Genomic DNA, 14,305 nt, shown 5'->3' on the forward strand with positions numbered 1-14,305 from the left:
CGACTGATCGCACCATGCGCATTGCCGCCCGTTGCCCCGCACTGGTCATTGCCGCCTGCGCCTCCGGCCAGGGCAAGACCACCGTCACCGCCGCGCTGGCGCGCCTGCACGAGCGCCAGGGCGCCAGGGTGCGGGTGTTCAAGTGCGGGCCGGATTACCTCGACCCATACTGGCACCAGCTGGCCAGCGGCGCCGTGGTCGAGCAGCTTGATTTGTGGATGACGGGCGAGGCCGACTGCGCGGCGCGCCTGCATGCTGCTGCGCAGCAGGCGGATCTGATCCTCATCGAAGGCGTGATGGGCCTGTTTGACGGTCAGAACTCTGTTGCCGACCTGGCGCAGCGCTTTGCCATTCCCGTGCTGGCCGTGGTGGACGCCTGGGCCATGGGCGGTACGCTGGGCGCCATCGTCCATGGGCTCAAGACCTACCGCCCCGGCCTGCCCTGGGCCGGGGTGCTGGCCAACCGCGTGGCCGGCGAGGGCCACGCCAGGTTGCTGCAAGAGGGCCTGCAAGACCCCTCCGACTGGCTGGGCGCGCTGCCGCGACTGGCAGGCGCGGAGGGCGGCAAGCTGCTGCCCGAGCGCCACCTGGGCCTGGTGGCGGCGCACGAGCTGCCCGACGCCCTGCAACGACTGGATGCCACGGCCGACGCACTCGCCGCGACACCGCTGGGGCGCATGGGCAGTGCGGCGCTTGAGCGCTTTTCCGTCGATTTTGCCGCTCCGCCCCTCGCAGGGCAGATCCCGGCGCTGCTGGCAGGCCGCACCGTGGCCGTGGCGTGCGATGCGGCCTTCAGCTTCATTTACCCGGCCAATCTGCGAACCCTGGCGCAGCTGGGCGCGCGGGTGCAATGTTTCTCGCCGCTGGCGGGCGATAGCCTGCCCGCGTGCGACGCCGTCTGGCTGCCCGGTGGCTACCCCGAGCTGCACGCCGGGCGCCTGGCGGCCAACCAGGCGCTGCGCGACGATTTGCGCGCCCATCTGGCGGCGGGCAAGCCCCTGTGGGCCGAGTGCGGCGGCATGATGGCGCTGGCCGATTCCATCACCCTGCAGGACGGCGCCACCCAGCCGCTGTGGGGCCTGCTGCCCGGGCGGGTGCAGATGCAGAAGCACCTGGCGGGCCTGGGGCCGCAGCAGCTCGACCTGCCGCAGGGGCAGTTGCGCGGCCATACCTTTCACTACTCCACCTTCGACAGCGCAGCCGCCGTGGCCACGCGCACTGCGCGCCCCGGGCAGGCCGTGGCGCCCAACGTGGGCGAGGCCGTTTACCGCCAGGGCAGCCTGCGGGCGAGTTACTTTCACGCCTGGTTTGCTTCCAGCCCCGCAGCCACGGCGGCGCTGTTCGGCGCCGGGGAGGCCTGATGGACATCGCACGCACCGAGCTCATTCTGGGCGGCCAGAAAAGCGGCAAGTCGCGCCGTGCCGAGCTGCTGGCGCAAACCTGGCTGGCACAGTCTGCCGCGCACCGCGCTGTGCTGATCGCCACCGCCCAGCCCTGGGACGAGGAGATGCGCCAACGCATAGAGCGCCACCAGCAGGACCGCGCCGCGCGCGTGCCCGGCATGGCCACGCTGGAGGAGGCGCGCGACCTGGCCGGCGCCTTGCAGCGCGCCAGCCGCCCCGATACCCTGGTGGTGGTGGACTGCCTGACCCTGTGGCTGACCCATTGGTTGATGCCGGCAGATACCCAAGAATTTGAAGCAAAAAGGCCTGCAGCGCCCGACTGGCAAGCGCAACTAGCTATGTTTTTGAGAGTTATAGAGCAGCCCCCCGGCCCCGTGGTGCTGGTGGGCAACGAGATCGGCCTGGGCGTGATCCCGCTGGGGCGCGAGGTGCGCGCCTTTGTCGATGCCCTGGGTCAGCTCAACCAGCAGGTGGCGGCCGCCTGCCAGCGCGTGACGCTGATGGCCGCCGGCCTGCCGCTTGCCCTGAAAGGCGACCGCACATGAAGCCCACGCCTGTCAAACGCATTCTTATCGTCGTCGCCGTGCTGCTGGCGCTGCTGCTGCTCATGAGCAGCCTGGCGCAGGCGCAGGGCGTGCAGGTGACCGACGACCGGGGCCACACGGTGCAACTGCCCCAGCCGCCCGAGCGCATCGTCAGCCTGCTGCCCTCGCTGGCCGAGACCGTCTGCGCTCTGGGCGAATGCCGGCGCCTGGTGGGCGTGGACCGCTACACCAACTGGCCGGCCAGCGTGAACCAGCTGCCCAAGGTGGGCGGCGGGCTGGACCCGAATATCGAGGCCATCGTCGCCCTGCGCCCGGACGTGGTGCTGATGGCCACGTCCTCGCGCGCGGCCGAGCGCCTGCGCGCCCTGGGGATTGCCGTGCTGGCGCTGGAGCCCAAGACCCACGCCGACGTACAGCGCGTGCTCGACAAGGTCGGCCAGCTGCTGGGTAGTACCGACGCAAAGCGCGTGTGGCGCGAGATTGACGCCGCCGTCTCCGCCGCCGCCCAGTCGCTGCCCGCCAGCGCCCGTGGCCAGCGGGTTTATTTCGAGGTCAGCCCCGGCCCGTTCGGCGCGGGCGAGGCATCCTTCATCGGCGAGACGCTGGCGCGCCTGGGCGCGCGCAACATCCTGCCGGCCAGCCTGGGGCCCTTCCCCAAGCTCAACCCCGAATACATCGTGCGCGCCGACCCGGACCGCATCATGGTCGGCTCGCGCAGCGCCGAAGGCCTGCTCTCCCGCCCCGGCTGGGCGCAGATGCGCGCCCTGCGCCAGGGGCGGCTGTGCCGCTTCAATGCCGACGAATCCGACACCTTGATCCGTCCCGGCCCACGCATGGCCGAGGCGGCCCGCCTCATGGCCGACTGCCTGCGGGGAAAGCAGTAAATGGGGGTCAGAGTCCCATTAAAGGCCGGCTCCAATCCTGATGACCGGAATTGGGGTCAGACCCCCATGGGCTCCATCGGCCGTTCGGGGGCTCTGGGGCTGGGCCTGGCGCTGCTGGGGCTGGCCCTGGTGTTGCTGGGGCTGGGGGTGGGCAGCACCGGGCTGGAGAGCCTGCGCCCGCTGTGGTGGGGCGATGGCGTCGAGGCCGCCATGGCGCGGCAGATTGTCTGGGACATCCGCCTGCCGCGCACCCTGGGCGCCTGGGCCGCGGGGGCCCTGCTGGGGCTGGCGGGCGCGGTGGCGCAGGGGCTGTTTCGTAACCCACTGGCCGACCCCTATCTGCTGGGCAGCGCCTCGGGTGCGTCGCTGGGCGTGGCGGCGGCGCTGGCGCTGATGGGGGGGGCGGGCGGCATGCTGGGCGCCTCGCAGGCGGGGCTCTCGGTGTCCGTGTATTCCGCACACTGGCTGGTGCGCCTGGGTCTGACGGGCGCGGCCTTCGTCGGCGCCGTGGCTGCCGTGCTGCTGACGCTGGCGTTGGCGCGCGGCGTGCAGCACACGCTGCGCCTGCTGCTCGCCGGGGTGGTGGTGGGCGTGGTGCTGGGCGCGTGTACCTCATTGATCCTGCTGATCTCGCCCGACTCGCTGCAGGCCATGCAGGGCTTTCTGCTTGGTTCGACCGGCTTTGTCGGCTGGACTTCGTGCCTGCTGCTGCTGGCGGTGTGGCTGCCCTGCCTGGCGGCAGCCGGGCTGCTGTCGCGCACGCTCGATGCCCTGGCCCTGGGCGAGGCCACAGCCGCCAGCCTGGGCCTGCGCCTGCCGCCGCTGCGCGCCGCCCTGGTGGCCGTGCTGGCCCTGGCCACGGGCACGGCGGTGGCGCAGACCGGGCTGATCGCCTTCGTCGGGCTGGCGGCGCCGCACCTGGTGCGCGCCGTGGTCAGCGTGCCGCACGGGCGCCTGATGGCCCTGGCCAGCCTGATGGGTGGCGCGCTGCTGGCCGCGGCCGACCTGCTGGCGCGCGGCCTGCTGGCGCCGCAGGAGCTGCCTGTGGGTGTGCTCACCGCCGTGCTGGGCGGGGGCTACCTGCTGTGGCTGATGCACCGCAGGACTGTGCTATGAACACCCCCCCGAGTCGCTTCGTGCCTTCCTTGCAGCGCTGCGCGCAGCGGGAGGGAGGACGCCACCAGCGCGGCGGGGCGGCCCTTGCGCGGTGGCCGCTGGCTTGGGCCATGCCTGCGCAGCGCCAGCGCCCCATGCACAGCTTGTGGGGTGTGCAATGAATGATATAAAAACAATAGCTATTAGCGCTTGTCAGATAAGCGCTGGAGCCGGAAAAGATGCTGTGCTTCAGCGGCTCGACCTGCCGTTGCCTGCTGGGCGCTGGAGCTGCATCGTCGGCCCCAATGGCGCCGGCAAGTCCACGCTGCTCAAGGCCCTGGCCGGGTTGCTGCCTCTGCGCGCCGGGCGGGTCGAGCTGCTGGGGCGTGACCTGCATGCCTGGCCGCGGCGCGAGCGCGCGCGGCAGCTCGCCTGGCTGGGCCAGAACGAGGCCGCCGCCGACGACCTGACGGTGTACGACGTGGCCATGCTTGGGCGCCTGCCGCACCAGGGCTTTCTGCAGCCCGCCAGCGACCAGGACCGCGCCGCCGTGGAGCAGGCGCTGCGCGCCACCCAGGCCTGGGACTGGCGCACGCGCGCGCTCGGCCAGCTCTCAGGCGGCGAGCGCCAGCGCGTGCTGCTGGCGCGCGCCCTGGCGGTGCAGGCGCAGGTGCTGCTGATGGACGAGCCCCTGGCCAATCTGGACCCGCCGCACCAGGCCGACTGGCTGGCGCTGGTGCGCGCCCTGGTGGCGCAGGGCCGCACCGTGGTCAGCGTGCTGCACGAGGTGGGCATGGCGCTGCACGCCGACGAGCTGGTGGTGATGCAGGCGGGTTGCATCGCCCACCAGGGCGCCAGCATCGACCCCGCCACGCACCGCGCGGTGCAGGCCGTGTTTGACCAGCGCATTGCCATCCATGCCCTCCAGGGGCAGTGGGTGGCGCTGCCGTGTTGATTTTTTTGTTGATGGATGAACCCAAGGAGAAGTGCCATGCATATCGAACCCGGACTGGTTGACGCCAGCAAGATTTTTCTCAGCTACGCCACTGGCGCCGCGGCCCTTGGCTATAGCGCCAGGCTGGCGCTGGACATGCTACGCAAGGAAGGCGCTGGCGCGCTGCTGCTGCGCAGCCTGGTCGCGACGGCGCTGGTGTTCGCATCGTTTGAGATCCTGCCGCACCACCCGGTGGGCGTGTCCGAGGTGCATTTGATCTTGGGCACCACGCTGCTCCTGATGCTGGGCGCCGCCCCCGCCGCCATCGGCCTGGCTGCCGGCCTGCTGGTGCAAAGCCTGTTCTTTGCCCCGCAAGACCTGCCCCAGTACGGCATGAACGTCACCACGCTGCTGGTGCCGCTGTTTGCCACCGCCGCGCTGGCGCGGCGCATCATCCCGCGCGCCACCGCCTACGTTGACCTGACTTATACGCAAACGCTCAAGCTGTCGCTGGCCTACCAGGGCGGCATCGTTGCCTGGGTGGCCTTCTGGGCGCTGTACGGCCAGGGCGTGGGCGCTGGCAATCTGCAGAGCATTGCCAGCTTTGGCGCCGCCTACATGGGCGTGGTGCTGCTCGAGCCGCTGGTGGACCTGGCCGTGCTGGCCGGTGCCAAGGCGCTGCGTGGCCTGCAGGGCAGCGCGCTGCTGCAAAGCCGCGTGTACAGCGCGGTGTGATCTTCTCCCTCCCCCTCTGGGGGAGGGCGGGGTGGGGGCCTGTCTGTGGCGCCCCGCAAGCCCCCATCCCCACCTTCCCCCAAAGGGGGAAGGAGTCCATACAGCAACTCCCCATTGAGTCCCATGGAAATCGAAACCCCTCCCATTCACCGCGACACCCCCAAGCCCCAGGGCGAGCGCCGTGGCCTGGTGCTGGTGCACACCGGCAACGGCAAGGGCAAGAGCACGGCGGCCTTCGGCCTGGCGCTGCGTGCGCACGGGCGCGGCAAGGCCGTCAAGGTGTATCAGTTCATGAAGGTGCCGTCGGCGCGCTTTGGCGAGCACCGGTTGTTCGAGCAGCTGGGCATCCCCATCGAGGGCCTGGGCGACGGCTTCAGCTGGAAGAGCCGCGACCTGGACCATTCTGCCGCCCTGGCGCAGGACGGCTGGGCCAAGGCCGAGGCGGCGATCCGCTCGGGCGATTTCTTCATGGTGGTGCTCGACGAGATCATGTACCCGCTGCGCTACGGCTGGGTGCAGCTTGGCGATGTGCTGGCCTGCCTGCGCGAGCGCCCCGGCCATGTGCATGTGGTGCTGACCGGGCGCGGCGCGCCGGCTGAACTGGTCGATCTGGCCGACACCGTGACCGAGATGACTCTCATCAAGCACCACTTCCAGGCCGGCGTTCCGGCGCAGCGCGGCATAGAAGACTGATGACCTGCCCATCCCTAACGCAGCGCCACAAAGTGCCGGCGCTGGCTTTGCTGTGCGCGCTGGCCACGCCAGGCCAGGCGCAGGAGCGCATCGTCACCGTTGCGCCCTCGCTCACCGAGTCGGTCTGCGCCCTGGGCCACTGCGGCCAGATCGTCGGCACCGACCGTTATTCCACCGGGCCGGGTGCCATTGGGCACCTGCCCAAGGTCGGCGGCCTGGCCGATGCGTCGATAGAGCGCATCGTCGCCCTGCGGCCGGACCTGGTGCTGCTGGGCCCGCGCTCGCGCATTGCCGAGCGCCTGGCGCAGCTGGGCATTGCCGTGCAAACCCACAACGTGCGCACCCACGCCGAGCAAAAAGCCATGCTGCGCGCACTGGGCCGCACGCTGGGCGAGCAGGCCCGCGCCGAGATGCTGATTGCCCAGGTTGAGCGTGAGCTGGACGCCGCCGCCGCGCGCCTGCCAGGCAGCCTGCGCGGGCGCAGCGTGTACGTCGAGATTGGCCTGGGCCCCAAGGCGGCCAGCGAGGCCACCTTCATCGGCGAGACCCTGGCGCGCCTGGGCCTGGTGAACATCATCGGCCGCGAGCAGGGCTTCTTCCCGCAGGTCAACCCCGAGTACATCGTGCGCCGCGCGCCCGACCTCATCGTCGGCCCCGCTGCGCTGCTGGCCAATCTGCACCAGCGCCCTGGCTGGGAGCGCTTGAGCGCCGCGCGCCGCCAGCAGGTCTGCGCGCTCGACCCCGAGCGCATGGCGCTGCTGGAGCGCCCCGGCCCGCGCCTGGGCGAGGCCGCGCACATGCTGGTCGATTGCCTGCTGGCCTTGCCGGGCGTGCGCAGCTGATGCCAAGCGGGCGCTGCGGCCTTGCTCCCTCCCCCTCTGGGCTTGTGTATGCACACAACTTCTGAAAGCGCATGGCAGTTACTTGACGCGGGTTTTGGCTCCTTCCCCCCCGGGGGAAGGTTGGGATGGGGGCCGGGAGCGCCGGCATCTTGCCGGCATGAGCACGCGAGTGTCGCCGGCCCCCACCCCAGCCCTCCCCCGAAAGGGGAGGGAGAAACAGCCGGAAATCCCCGTTGATGTTGCGTGACGCGCTATCAAAAAGATGTGTGCATACAGAAGCCCCCTCTGGGGGAGGGCTGGGGTGGGGGCCAGCGACGCTCGCGCCGGCATGCAGCCCCCATCCCCACCTTCCCTCAGCGGGGGAAGGAGTCGCCCCCCATTTCTGATTCAAGGAGTTTTTATGCAAATCCGCAAAATCCCCGCCACCATCGTCACCGGCTTTCTCGGCGCCGGCAAAACCACGCTGCTGCGCCATATCCTGGCCAACGCCAATGGCCGGCGCATAGCGGTCATCGTCAACGAGTTTGGCGCCCTGGGCATCGACGGCGAGCTGCTGCGCGCCTGCGGCGTGGGCTGCGATGAGACTGGTGCCGACAACGGCCAGCTGTTCGAGCTGGCCAACGGCTGCCTGTGCTGCACGGTGCAGGAAGAATTTGCCCCGGTGATGGAGCAGCTGGCGGCGCGGCGCGGCGAGATCGACCATTTGGTCATCGAGACCTCGGGTCTGGCGTTACCCAAACCCCTGGTGCAGGCCTTCCAGTGGCCGCAAATCCGCAACGCCTTTACCGTGGATGCGGTCGTCACCGTGGTGGACGCGCCCGCCGTGCTGGCCGGCCAGTTTGCCGAAGACCCCGTGGCCGTGGACGCCCAGCGCCGTGCCGACGACAACCTGGATCACGAGTCGCCGCTGGCCGAGCTGTTTGAAGACCAGCTGGCCACCGCCGACCTGGTGGTGCTCAACAAAATTGAAGGGCTGGACGGCGCTGCGATCGCCCAGGTTGAGGCCATCGTGCGCGCCGAGACGCCCGCCGGCGTGCAGCTGGTGCACTCCACCGAAGGCCGCGTCGCCCCCGAGGTGCTGCTGGGCCAGGGCCGTGCGGTGGAGGACTTGATCGATGCGCGCCACACCCACCACGACGCGGAAGAAGACCACGACCACGATGCCTTCGACTCGGTCGCCGTCGATCTGCAGGTGGCAGACCGCCAGCGCCTGTTGGCCGCGCTGGCCGCATTGACGCAGCGCCACGAGATCTACCGCGTCAAGGGCTTTGTCGCCCTGCCGGGCGCGGCCATGCGCTTGCTGGTGCAGGGCGTTGGGCAGCGCTTCGACAGCCACTTCGACCGTCCCTGGGGCGCGGCCGAGGCGCGCGCCACGCGCCTGGTGCTGATCGGCGATCACCTGGACGCCGCCGCCTTGCAGGCCGAGCTGCAGGCGCAACTGGACGCAGTGGCGGCCTGACATGCATTTGCTCTCCACCCGCCCCGGCGGCTACGTGGACGACGGCGGCCAGGGCGTGGTGCGCGTGGCGCAGACGCCCGGCGACATCGTCATCCTGTCGGCGGCCGACACCACGCTGTCGCTGCTGTCCGAGGCGGCTGCGCGCCTGCCGGATGGATTCCCGAGCGTGCGCCTGGCCAATCTGATGTGGCTGCGCCAGCCGGCGTCGGTGGACATGTACATCGACGACGTGCTGCAGCACGCCCGCGCCATCGTCATAGACCACCTGGGCGCGGCCAGCGACTGGGCCTACGTGGTCGAACAGGTGCAGGCCCTGGCCTTGCGGCGCGGCCTGTGGGTGGCGTTTTTTTCGGGGGACAACCAGCCCGACGAGCAGCTGATTCGCCGCAGCACGGCGCAGGCGGCGGACTGCGACCAGCTCTGGCGCTGCCTGCGCGAGGGCGGGGCCGACAACGCCCAGGGTTTTTACGCGCTGATCGCCCACGCCGCCCTGGGCCTGGGCCAGCGCCCGCCGCCCGCCCAGCCGCTGCCCGCCGTGCTGCCCTATGCGCCGGCGCAAACGCTGGTGCAGCACCCCGGCGCGCCGCTGGCGCTGCTGCTGTTCTACCGGGCGCACGCCCAGTCGGGCAACACGGCGGTGTTCGACGCGCTGCTGGCGCAGCTTTCGGCCCAGGGCCTCAATACCCTGGCGCTGGCGATTGATTCGCTCAAAACCCCCGACACGCTGGCCACGGTGCAGCAACTGGCGCACGAGCGCGGCGTGGATGTGGTGCTCAACGCCACCAGCTTTGCCATCGTCTCGCTGGCCGCCGATGGTGCGGAGCCGGCCGCGCCGGTGCTGCTGGCGGGCGACGCGCCGGTGCTGCAGCTCATCACCGCCGGCGGCACGCGCGAGCAGTGGCAGGATGACCCGCACGGCCTCACGCCGCGCGACCTGGCCATGCATGTGGTGCTGCCCGAGGTGGACGGCCGCATCACCACGCGCGCCATCAGCTTCAAGGGCCTGGCGCGCCGTTGCGAGCGCACCGAGGTGGACGTGGTGCGCTACGAGCCCGAGGGCGAGCGCATCGCCTTCGTCGCCGAACTGGCGCGGCGCTGGTGCGCGCTGCGGCACAAAAGCGCCACCGACAAGCGCCTGGCGCTGATCCTGGCCAACTACCCCAACGACGACGCGCGCCTGGCCAACGGCGTGGGGCTGGACACACCGGCATCCACGCTGGCGATACTCGCCGCGCTGCAGGGCGCGGGCTACGACCTGGGCGCGGCCCCGCTGCCGCCCAGCAGCGACGCGCTGATGCACGCCCTGGTGGCGGGCGTGACCAACGACCATGCCGCCAACCCCGCCCGCCCGGCGCTGCAAAGCCTGGCGCTGGCGGACTACCTGGCCGACTTTGCCCAGCTCACGCCCGAGAGCCAGGCAGCGGTAACGCAGCTGTGGGGCGCGCCCGAGCAAGACCCCATGGTGCGTTCCGGCCGCTTCATGGTGGCTGGCCTGCGCCTGGGCAAGGTCTTCATCGGCGTGCAGCCCGCGCGCGGGCGTGACCTGGACCTGCTGGCCAGCTACCACGACGCCGACCTGGTGCCGCCGCATGGCTACCTGGCGTTCTACTTCTGGCTGCGCCGGGCCTTTGCGGTGGATGCCGTGGTGCATGTCGGCAAGCACGGCAACCTGGAATGGCTGCCGGGCAAGAGCGTGGCCCTGGGCGCGGCCTGCTGGCCCGATGCGCTGTTGGGGCCGCTGCCGCACCTCTACCCCTTCATCGTCAACGACCCCGGCGAGGGCAGCCAGGCCAAGCGGCGCAGCCAGGCCGTCATCATCGACCACCTGATGCCGCCGCTGACGCGCGCCGAGAGCTACGGGCCCTTGCTCGATCTTGAGCGCAGCATGGACGAGTATTACGACGCGCTGCAGCTCGACCCGCGCCGCGCGCGCCACCTGCGCGGCGTGATGCTGCAGCAGGTGATTGCCGCCCAGCTGCACCTGGAGCTGGGCTTTGCCGCTCCCGCCACCGACGACGAGCGCGAGGCGCTGCTCGCGCGCCTGGACGCCTACCTGTGCGAGATCAAGGAGTCGCAGATCCGCGACGGCCTGCACATCCTGGGCCAATCGCCCCAGGGCCGCCAGCGTACCGACACCCTGGTGGCGCTGGCGCGCGTGGCATCGGGCCAGGGGGCGGGGCAGGGCGGCCTGCTGGCGGCGCTGGCGCAAGACCTGGGGCTGGCGGGGTTCGACCCACTTACGCCCGACTGGGCCGCACCCTGGGCCGGGCCGCGTCCCGCCGTGCTGGCGCAGATCAGCGACGCCCCCTGGCGCCACGCCGGCCACACGCGCGAGCGCCTGGAGCTGCTCGCCAACGCCCTGGTGGCGGCGCATGGCCACGCGGCAGCCCCCGCGCCCGACGCGCAGGCCTGGCCGCAGACCGCCGCCGTGCTGATGCGCCTGCGCCAGCAGCTGGCGCCGCGCCTGGACGCCAGCGGCGCCAACGAGATGCGCCAGCTGCTGCGTGGACTGGACGGGCGCTTCGTGCCCGCCGGCCCCAGCGGCGCGCCGTCCCGCGGGCGGCCTGACGTGCTGCCCACCGGGCGCAATTTCTATTCGGTGGACACGCGCGCCGTGCCCACCCCTACCGCCTGGCACATGGGCCGGCTGGCGGCCGAGCGGGTGATAGAACGCCACTTGCAGGACCATGGCGCCTACCCCGAGTCGGTGGGCCTGTCGGTCTGGGGCACGGCCACCATGCGCTCGGGCGGCGAGGACATCGCCCAGGCCCTGGCCCTGCTGGGCGTGCGTCCCCAATGGGCACCGGGCAGCAACCGCGTGAGCGACGTCGAGGTGCTGCCGACCAGCGTGCTGGGCCGCCCGCGGGTGGACGTGACGCTGCGCGTCTCGGGCTTCTTCCGCGACGCTTTTCCCAACGTCATCGACCTGTTCGACACGGCTGTGCAGGCCGTCGCGCGCGTGCCGCTGGATGACGAAAGCGACGCCATGAACCCCGTGCGCGTGCGCGTGCGCCGCGAGGCCCAGCAGGCGGTGGCGCAGGGCGTGGCGCTGGACGCCGCGCTGCGCCAGGCCAGCTGGCGCGTCTTTGGCCCGCGCCCCGGCGGCTATGGCGCCGGGCTGCAGGAGCTGATCGCCAGCGGCCGCTGGAAAGAGCGCGCTGACTTGGGCGCGGCTTATCTGCGCGCCGGTAGCTTTGCCTACGGCCAGGATGCCCACGGCGTGGCCGCGCGCGCGGCGTTTGAGCAGCGCCTGTCGGGCGTGCAGGCGGTGCTGCACAACCAGGACAACCGCGAGCACGACATCCTCGACTCCGACGACTACTACCAGTTCCACGGCGGCATGGGCGCGGCCGTGGAGGCGCTGACCGGCGCGCAGCCGGCGCTCTACCACGGCGACCTGAGCGTGCCCGGCGCGCCGCGCATCCGCCCCTTGAGCGAGGAGCTGGCACGCGTGGTGCGCGCGCGCGCCGTCAACCCCAAGTGGCTGGATGGCGTCAAACGCCATGGCTACAAGGGCGCGTTCGAGATCGCCGCCACGGTGGACTACCTGTTCGCCTTCGACGCCACCAGCGGCGTGGTGGCCGATCACCAATACGCGCTGATCGCCAACGCCTATGTGCATGACGACGACACCCGGCAGTTTCTGCAGCAGCACAACCCCCAGGCCCTGCGCGCCATCGCCGAGCGGCTGCTCGAAGCCATGGCCCGGGGTTTGTGGCAGGAGCCGGGCGACCAGCGTGCGCTGATCCAGCAGCAGCTGCTGGCGCTGGAGCAGCGGCTGGAGGGTTCGGATCATGATTAAAAACGGCCGCAGCGCCCGTCAGTAAAGCGAAAGCAGCTATCAAAATGATAAAACTTTCCCCGGCTGAGCTTCTACCAGCATCGGATGATTCCACCGTTGCTGGCCCTCACCCCCACCCTCTCCCAGAGGGAGAGGGCGTAAAACCGGCGCAGCCGATCGCCCTCGCCCCTTTGGGGAGGGGTGAGGGGCCGCCCGCCATGTCCACCAGCCCCAGCTTCCCCTTCACCGCCCTGGTCGCCCAGGAGCAGCTGCAACGCGCGCTGTTGCTCGCCGCCATCGACCCTGCCATAGGCGGCGTGCTCATCGCCGGGCCGCGTGGCACGGCCAAGTCCACGGCGGCGCGCGCGCTGGCGGCGCTGCTGCCGGGCGCGCCCTTTGTCACCCTGCCGCTGGCGGCCAGCCTGGAGCAGCTGGTGGGCACGCTGAACCTGCAGGACGCGCTGCAGAACGGCCAGGTCAGCCTGCAGCCCGGCCTGTTGGCGCGCGCGCATGGCGGCGTGCTGTATGTCGATGAGGTCAACCTGCTACCCGACGCGCTGGTCGATGCGCTGCTGGACGCAGCCGCCAGCGGCGTCAACACCGTTGAGCGCGACGGCATCTCTGAGCGTCACGCGGCGCGCTTCGTGCTGGTGGGCACCATGAACCCCGAGGAGGGCGAACTGCGCCCGCAGCTGCTCGACCGCTTTGGCCTGGCGCTGACCTTGGCCAACCCGCAGGACGCGGCCACGCGCAGCGCCATCGTGCGTGCGCGCCTGGCCTTCGAGGCCAACCCAGAGGCCCTGCTGGCTGCGCACCACGATGCGCTGGCGCAGCTGGGTCAGCGCATAGAAGCCGCGCGCGCACGCCTGGCGCAGCTGGCCTGGAGCGACGCCGTGCTGGCCCGCGCCGCCGAGCTGGCCCTCGCAGCCGGCGTGGACGGCCTGCGCGCCGACCTGGTCATGCTGCGCGCCGCCCGCGCCCTGGCGGCGCTGCAGGCGCGCCCGCAGGTGCTGCCTGAAGACGTGGACGCCGTGGCCGATCTGGCCCTGGCGCACCGGCGCGCAGACGCGCAGCCACAGGCCCAGGCCCAGTCACCCCAACCCGCACAGCAGCCGCCATCGCAACCGCCATCGCAGACCGCAGCATCTCAGGGCGGGCAGGCGAGCCCCACGGGCGACTGGGGCGCGCTGCCGCCCCGGCCGGCGCCCATGGTGCGCGTGGTCAACACCGGAGGGCTGGCGCCAAAAAAAGCCTGAGCCACTCCAGGCCCGGCGCTGCACAGGCGCAGGGCGCCTGGCGGTGGCGCAGCCCCCCACGCAGTGCGGCGCTGCCCCGGCCCGGCTTGGCGCGGGCGGCCGGGCAGGGCAGGCAGATCGACTGGCCGCACACCCTGCGAGTCAAAGGGCCGCAGGCGCTGCAGAGCGGCCATTTGCGACGGCGCGCGGTGCCGCAGCGCCCAAGCCGGCTGCACCTTATCGTGCTCGACACTTCGGGCTCCATGCAGCGCGGCGCCCGCCTGGCGCTGGCCAAGGGCTACACCGCGCGCCTGATCGAGCAGGCCGCGCGCGCGGGCGAGCATGTGGCGCTGCTGGCCTTTGGCGGCCAGGGCGTGCAGTTGTTGCTGCCGCCCGGCCCGGCGCGCGCATCGGGGGCGGGGCGGGTGCGGCCGCTTGCCGGCGGCGGCGGCACGCCGCTGGCGGCCGCCCTGGCGCAGGCCGATCGCCTGGCCGCCCAGGCGCTGCGCCGGGGCGTGGGCGGGGCCTGCCTGTGGCTGCTGACCGACGGCCGCACGCTGGCATCGCCGCCCGCGCCGCAGATCGCACAGCAGGTGATCGTGGACTTTGACGACCCGCTGCGCCCCGCCGGCCGCTGCCCGGCCTGGGCCGCAGCCTGGGGGGCGGACTACCGCTTGCCGGCTTGATGTTTTGCTGTTT

At 71.5% G+C, this 14,305-nt stretch carries 12 protein-coding genes; all 12 read left to right on the forward strand.

Going from position 1 to position 14,305, the window contains the following annotated elements:
- The first annotated feature begins 14 nt into the window (after positions 1–14).
- Positions 15–1,361 carry a cobyrinic acid a,c-diamide synthase CobB gene (locus tag P4826_RS18395; protein ID WP_317701788.1) on the forward strand — a complete coding sequence of 449 codons (1,347 nt, stop codon included), beginning with the start codon at positions 15–17 and terminating at the stop codon, positions 1,359–1,361.
- Positions 1,361–1,948: a bifunctional adenosylcobinamide kinase/adenosylcobinamide-phosphate guanylyltransferase gene (gene cobU, locus P4826_RS18400; RefSeq protein ID WP_317701789.1), complete on the forward strand. Its 588-nt coding sequence runs from the start codon at positions 1,361–1,363 to the stop codon at positions 1,946–1,948. The genes P4826_RS18395 and cobU overlap by 1 nt, the downstream gene beginning before the upstream one ends.
- A complete protein-coding gene (locus P4826_RS18405; protein ID WP_317701790.1) occupies positions 1,945–2,832 on the forward strand; it encodes an ABC transporter substrate-binding protein in 888 nt (295 codons plus the stop codon). The genes cobU and P4826_RS18405 overlap by 4 nt, the downstream gene beginning before the upstream one ends.
- Before the next feature lie 66 nt (positions 2,833–2,898).
- Positions 2,899–3,948, forward strand: a complete 1,050-nt coding sequence (locus tag P4826_RS18410) for a FecCD family ABC transporter permease (RefSeq protein WP_317701791.1) — start codon at positions 2,899–2,901, stop codon at positions 3,946–3,948.
- Positions 3,949–4,114: 166 nt separating this feature from the next.
- Positions 4,115–4,882 carry an ABC transporter ATP-binding protein gene (locus P4826_RS18415; RefSeq protein WP_317703799.1) on the forward strand — a complete coding sequence of 256 codons (768 nt, stop codon included), beginning with the start codon at positions 4,115–4,117 and terminating at the stop codon, positions 4,880–4,882.
- A gap of 36 nt (positions 4,883–4,918) precedes the next feature.
- Positions 4,919–5,596 (forward strand): energy-coupling factor ABC transporter permease, encoded by a 678-nt coding sequence (locus P4826_RS18420; RefSeq protein ID WP_317701792.1) that lies wholly within the window; start codon positions 4,919–4,921, stop codon positions 5,594–5,596.
- Positions 5,597–5,719: 123 nt separating this feature from the next.
- The gene (gene cobO, locus P4826_RS18425) at positions 5,720–6,289 is read left to right on the forward strand and encodes a cob(I)yrinic acid a,c-diamide adenosyltransferase (RefSeq protein ID WP_317701793.1); all 570 of its coding nucleotides are present in this window, start codon (positions 5,720–5,722) and stop codon (positions 6,287–6,289) included.
- Positions 6,289–7,131, forward strand: coding sequence for an ABC transporter substrate-binding protein (locus tag P4826_RS18430; RefSeq protein ID WP_317701794.1), 843 nt, complete (start codon positions 6,289–6,291; stop codon positions 7,129–7,131). Before cobO ends, P4826_RS18430 begins: the two co-directional genes overlap by 1 nt.
- A 400-nt stretch (positions 7,132–7,531) precedes the next feature.
- The gene (gene cobW, locus P4826_RS18435) at positions 7,532–8,590 is read left to right on the forward strand and encodes a cobalamin biosynthesis protein CobW (protein WP_317701795.1); all 1,059 of its coding nucleotides are present in this window, start codon (positions 7,532–7,534) and stop codon (positions 8,588–8,590) included.
- 1 nt (position 8,591) lies between these two features.
- Positions 8,592–12,392, forward strand: a complete 3,801-nt coding sequence (gene cobN, locus P4826_RS18440; RefSeq protein ID WP_317701796.1) for a cobaltochelatase subunit CobN — start codon at positions 8,592–8,594, stop codon at positions 12,390–12,392.
- A 197-nt stretch (positions 12,393–12,589) separates the two neighbouring features.
- Positions 12,590–13,627, forward strand: a complete 1,038-nt coding sequence (locus P4826_RS18445) for a magnesium chelatase ATPase subunit I (protein ID WP_317701797.1) — start codon at positions 12,590–12,592, stop codon at positions 13,625–13,627.
- Positions 13,628–13,848: 221 nt separating this feature from the next.
- The gene (locus tag P4826_RS18450) at positions 13,849–14,292 is read left to right on the forward strand and encodes a VWA domain-containing protein (protein WP_425605188.1); all 444 of its coding nucleotides are present in this window, start codon (positions 13,849–13,851) and stop codon (positions 14,290–14,292) included.
- Positions 14,293–14,305 lie beyond the last annotated feature (13 nt).

This window comes from Diaphorobacter limosus, from assembly GCF_033100095.1.
GTDB classification, from domain to species: Bacteria; Pseudomonadota; Gammaproteobacteria; order Burkholderiales; family Burkholderiaceae_C; genus Alicycliphilus; species Alicycliphilus limosus.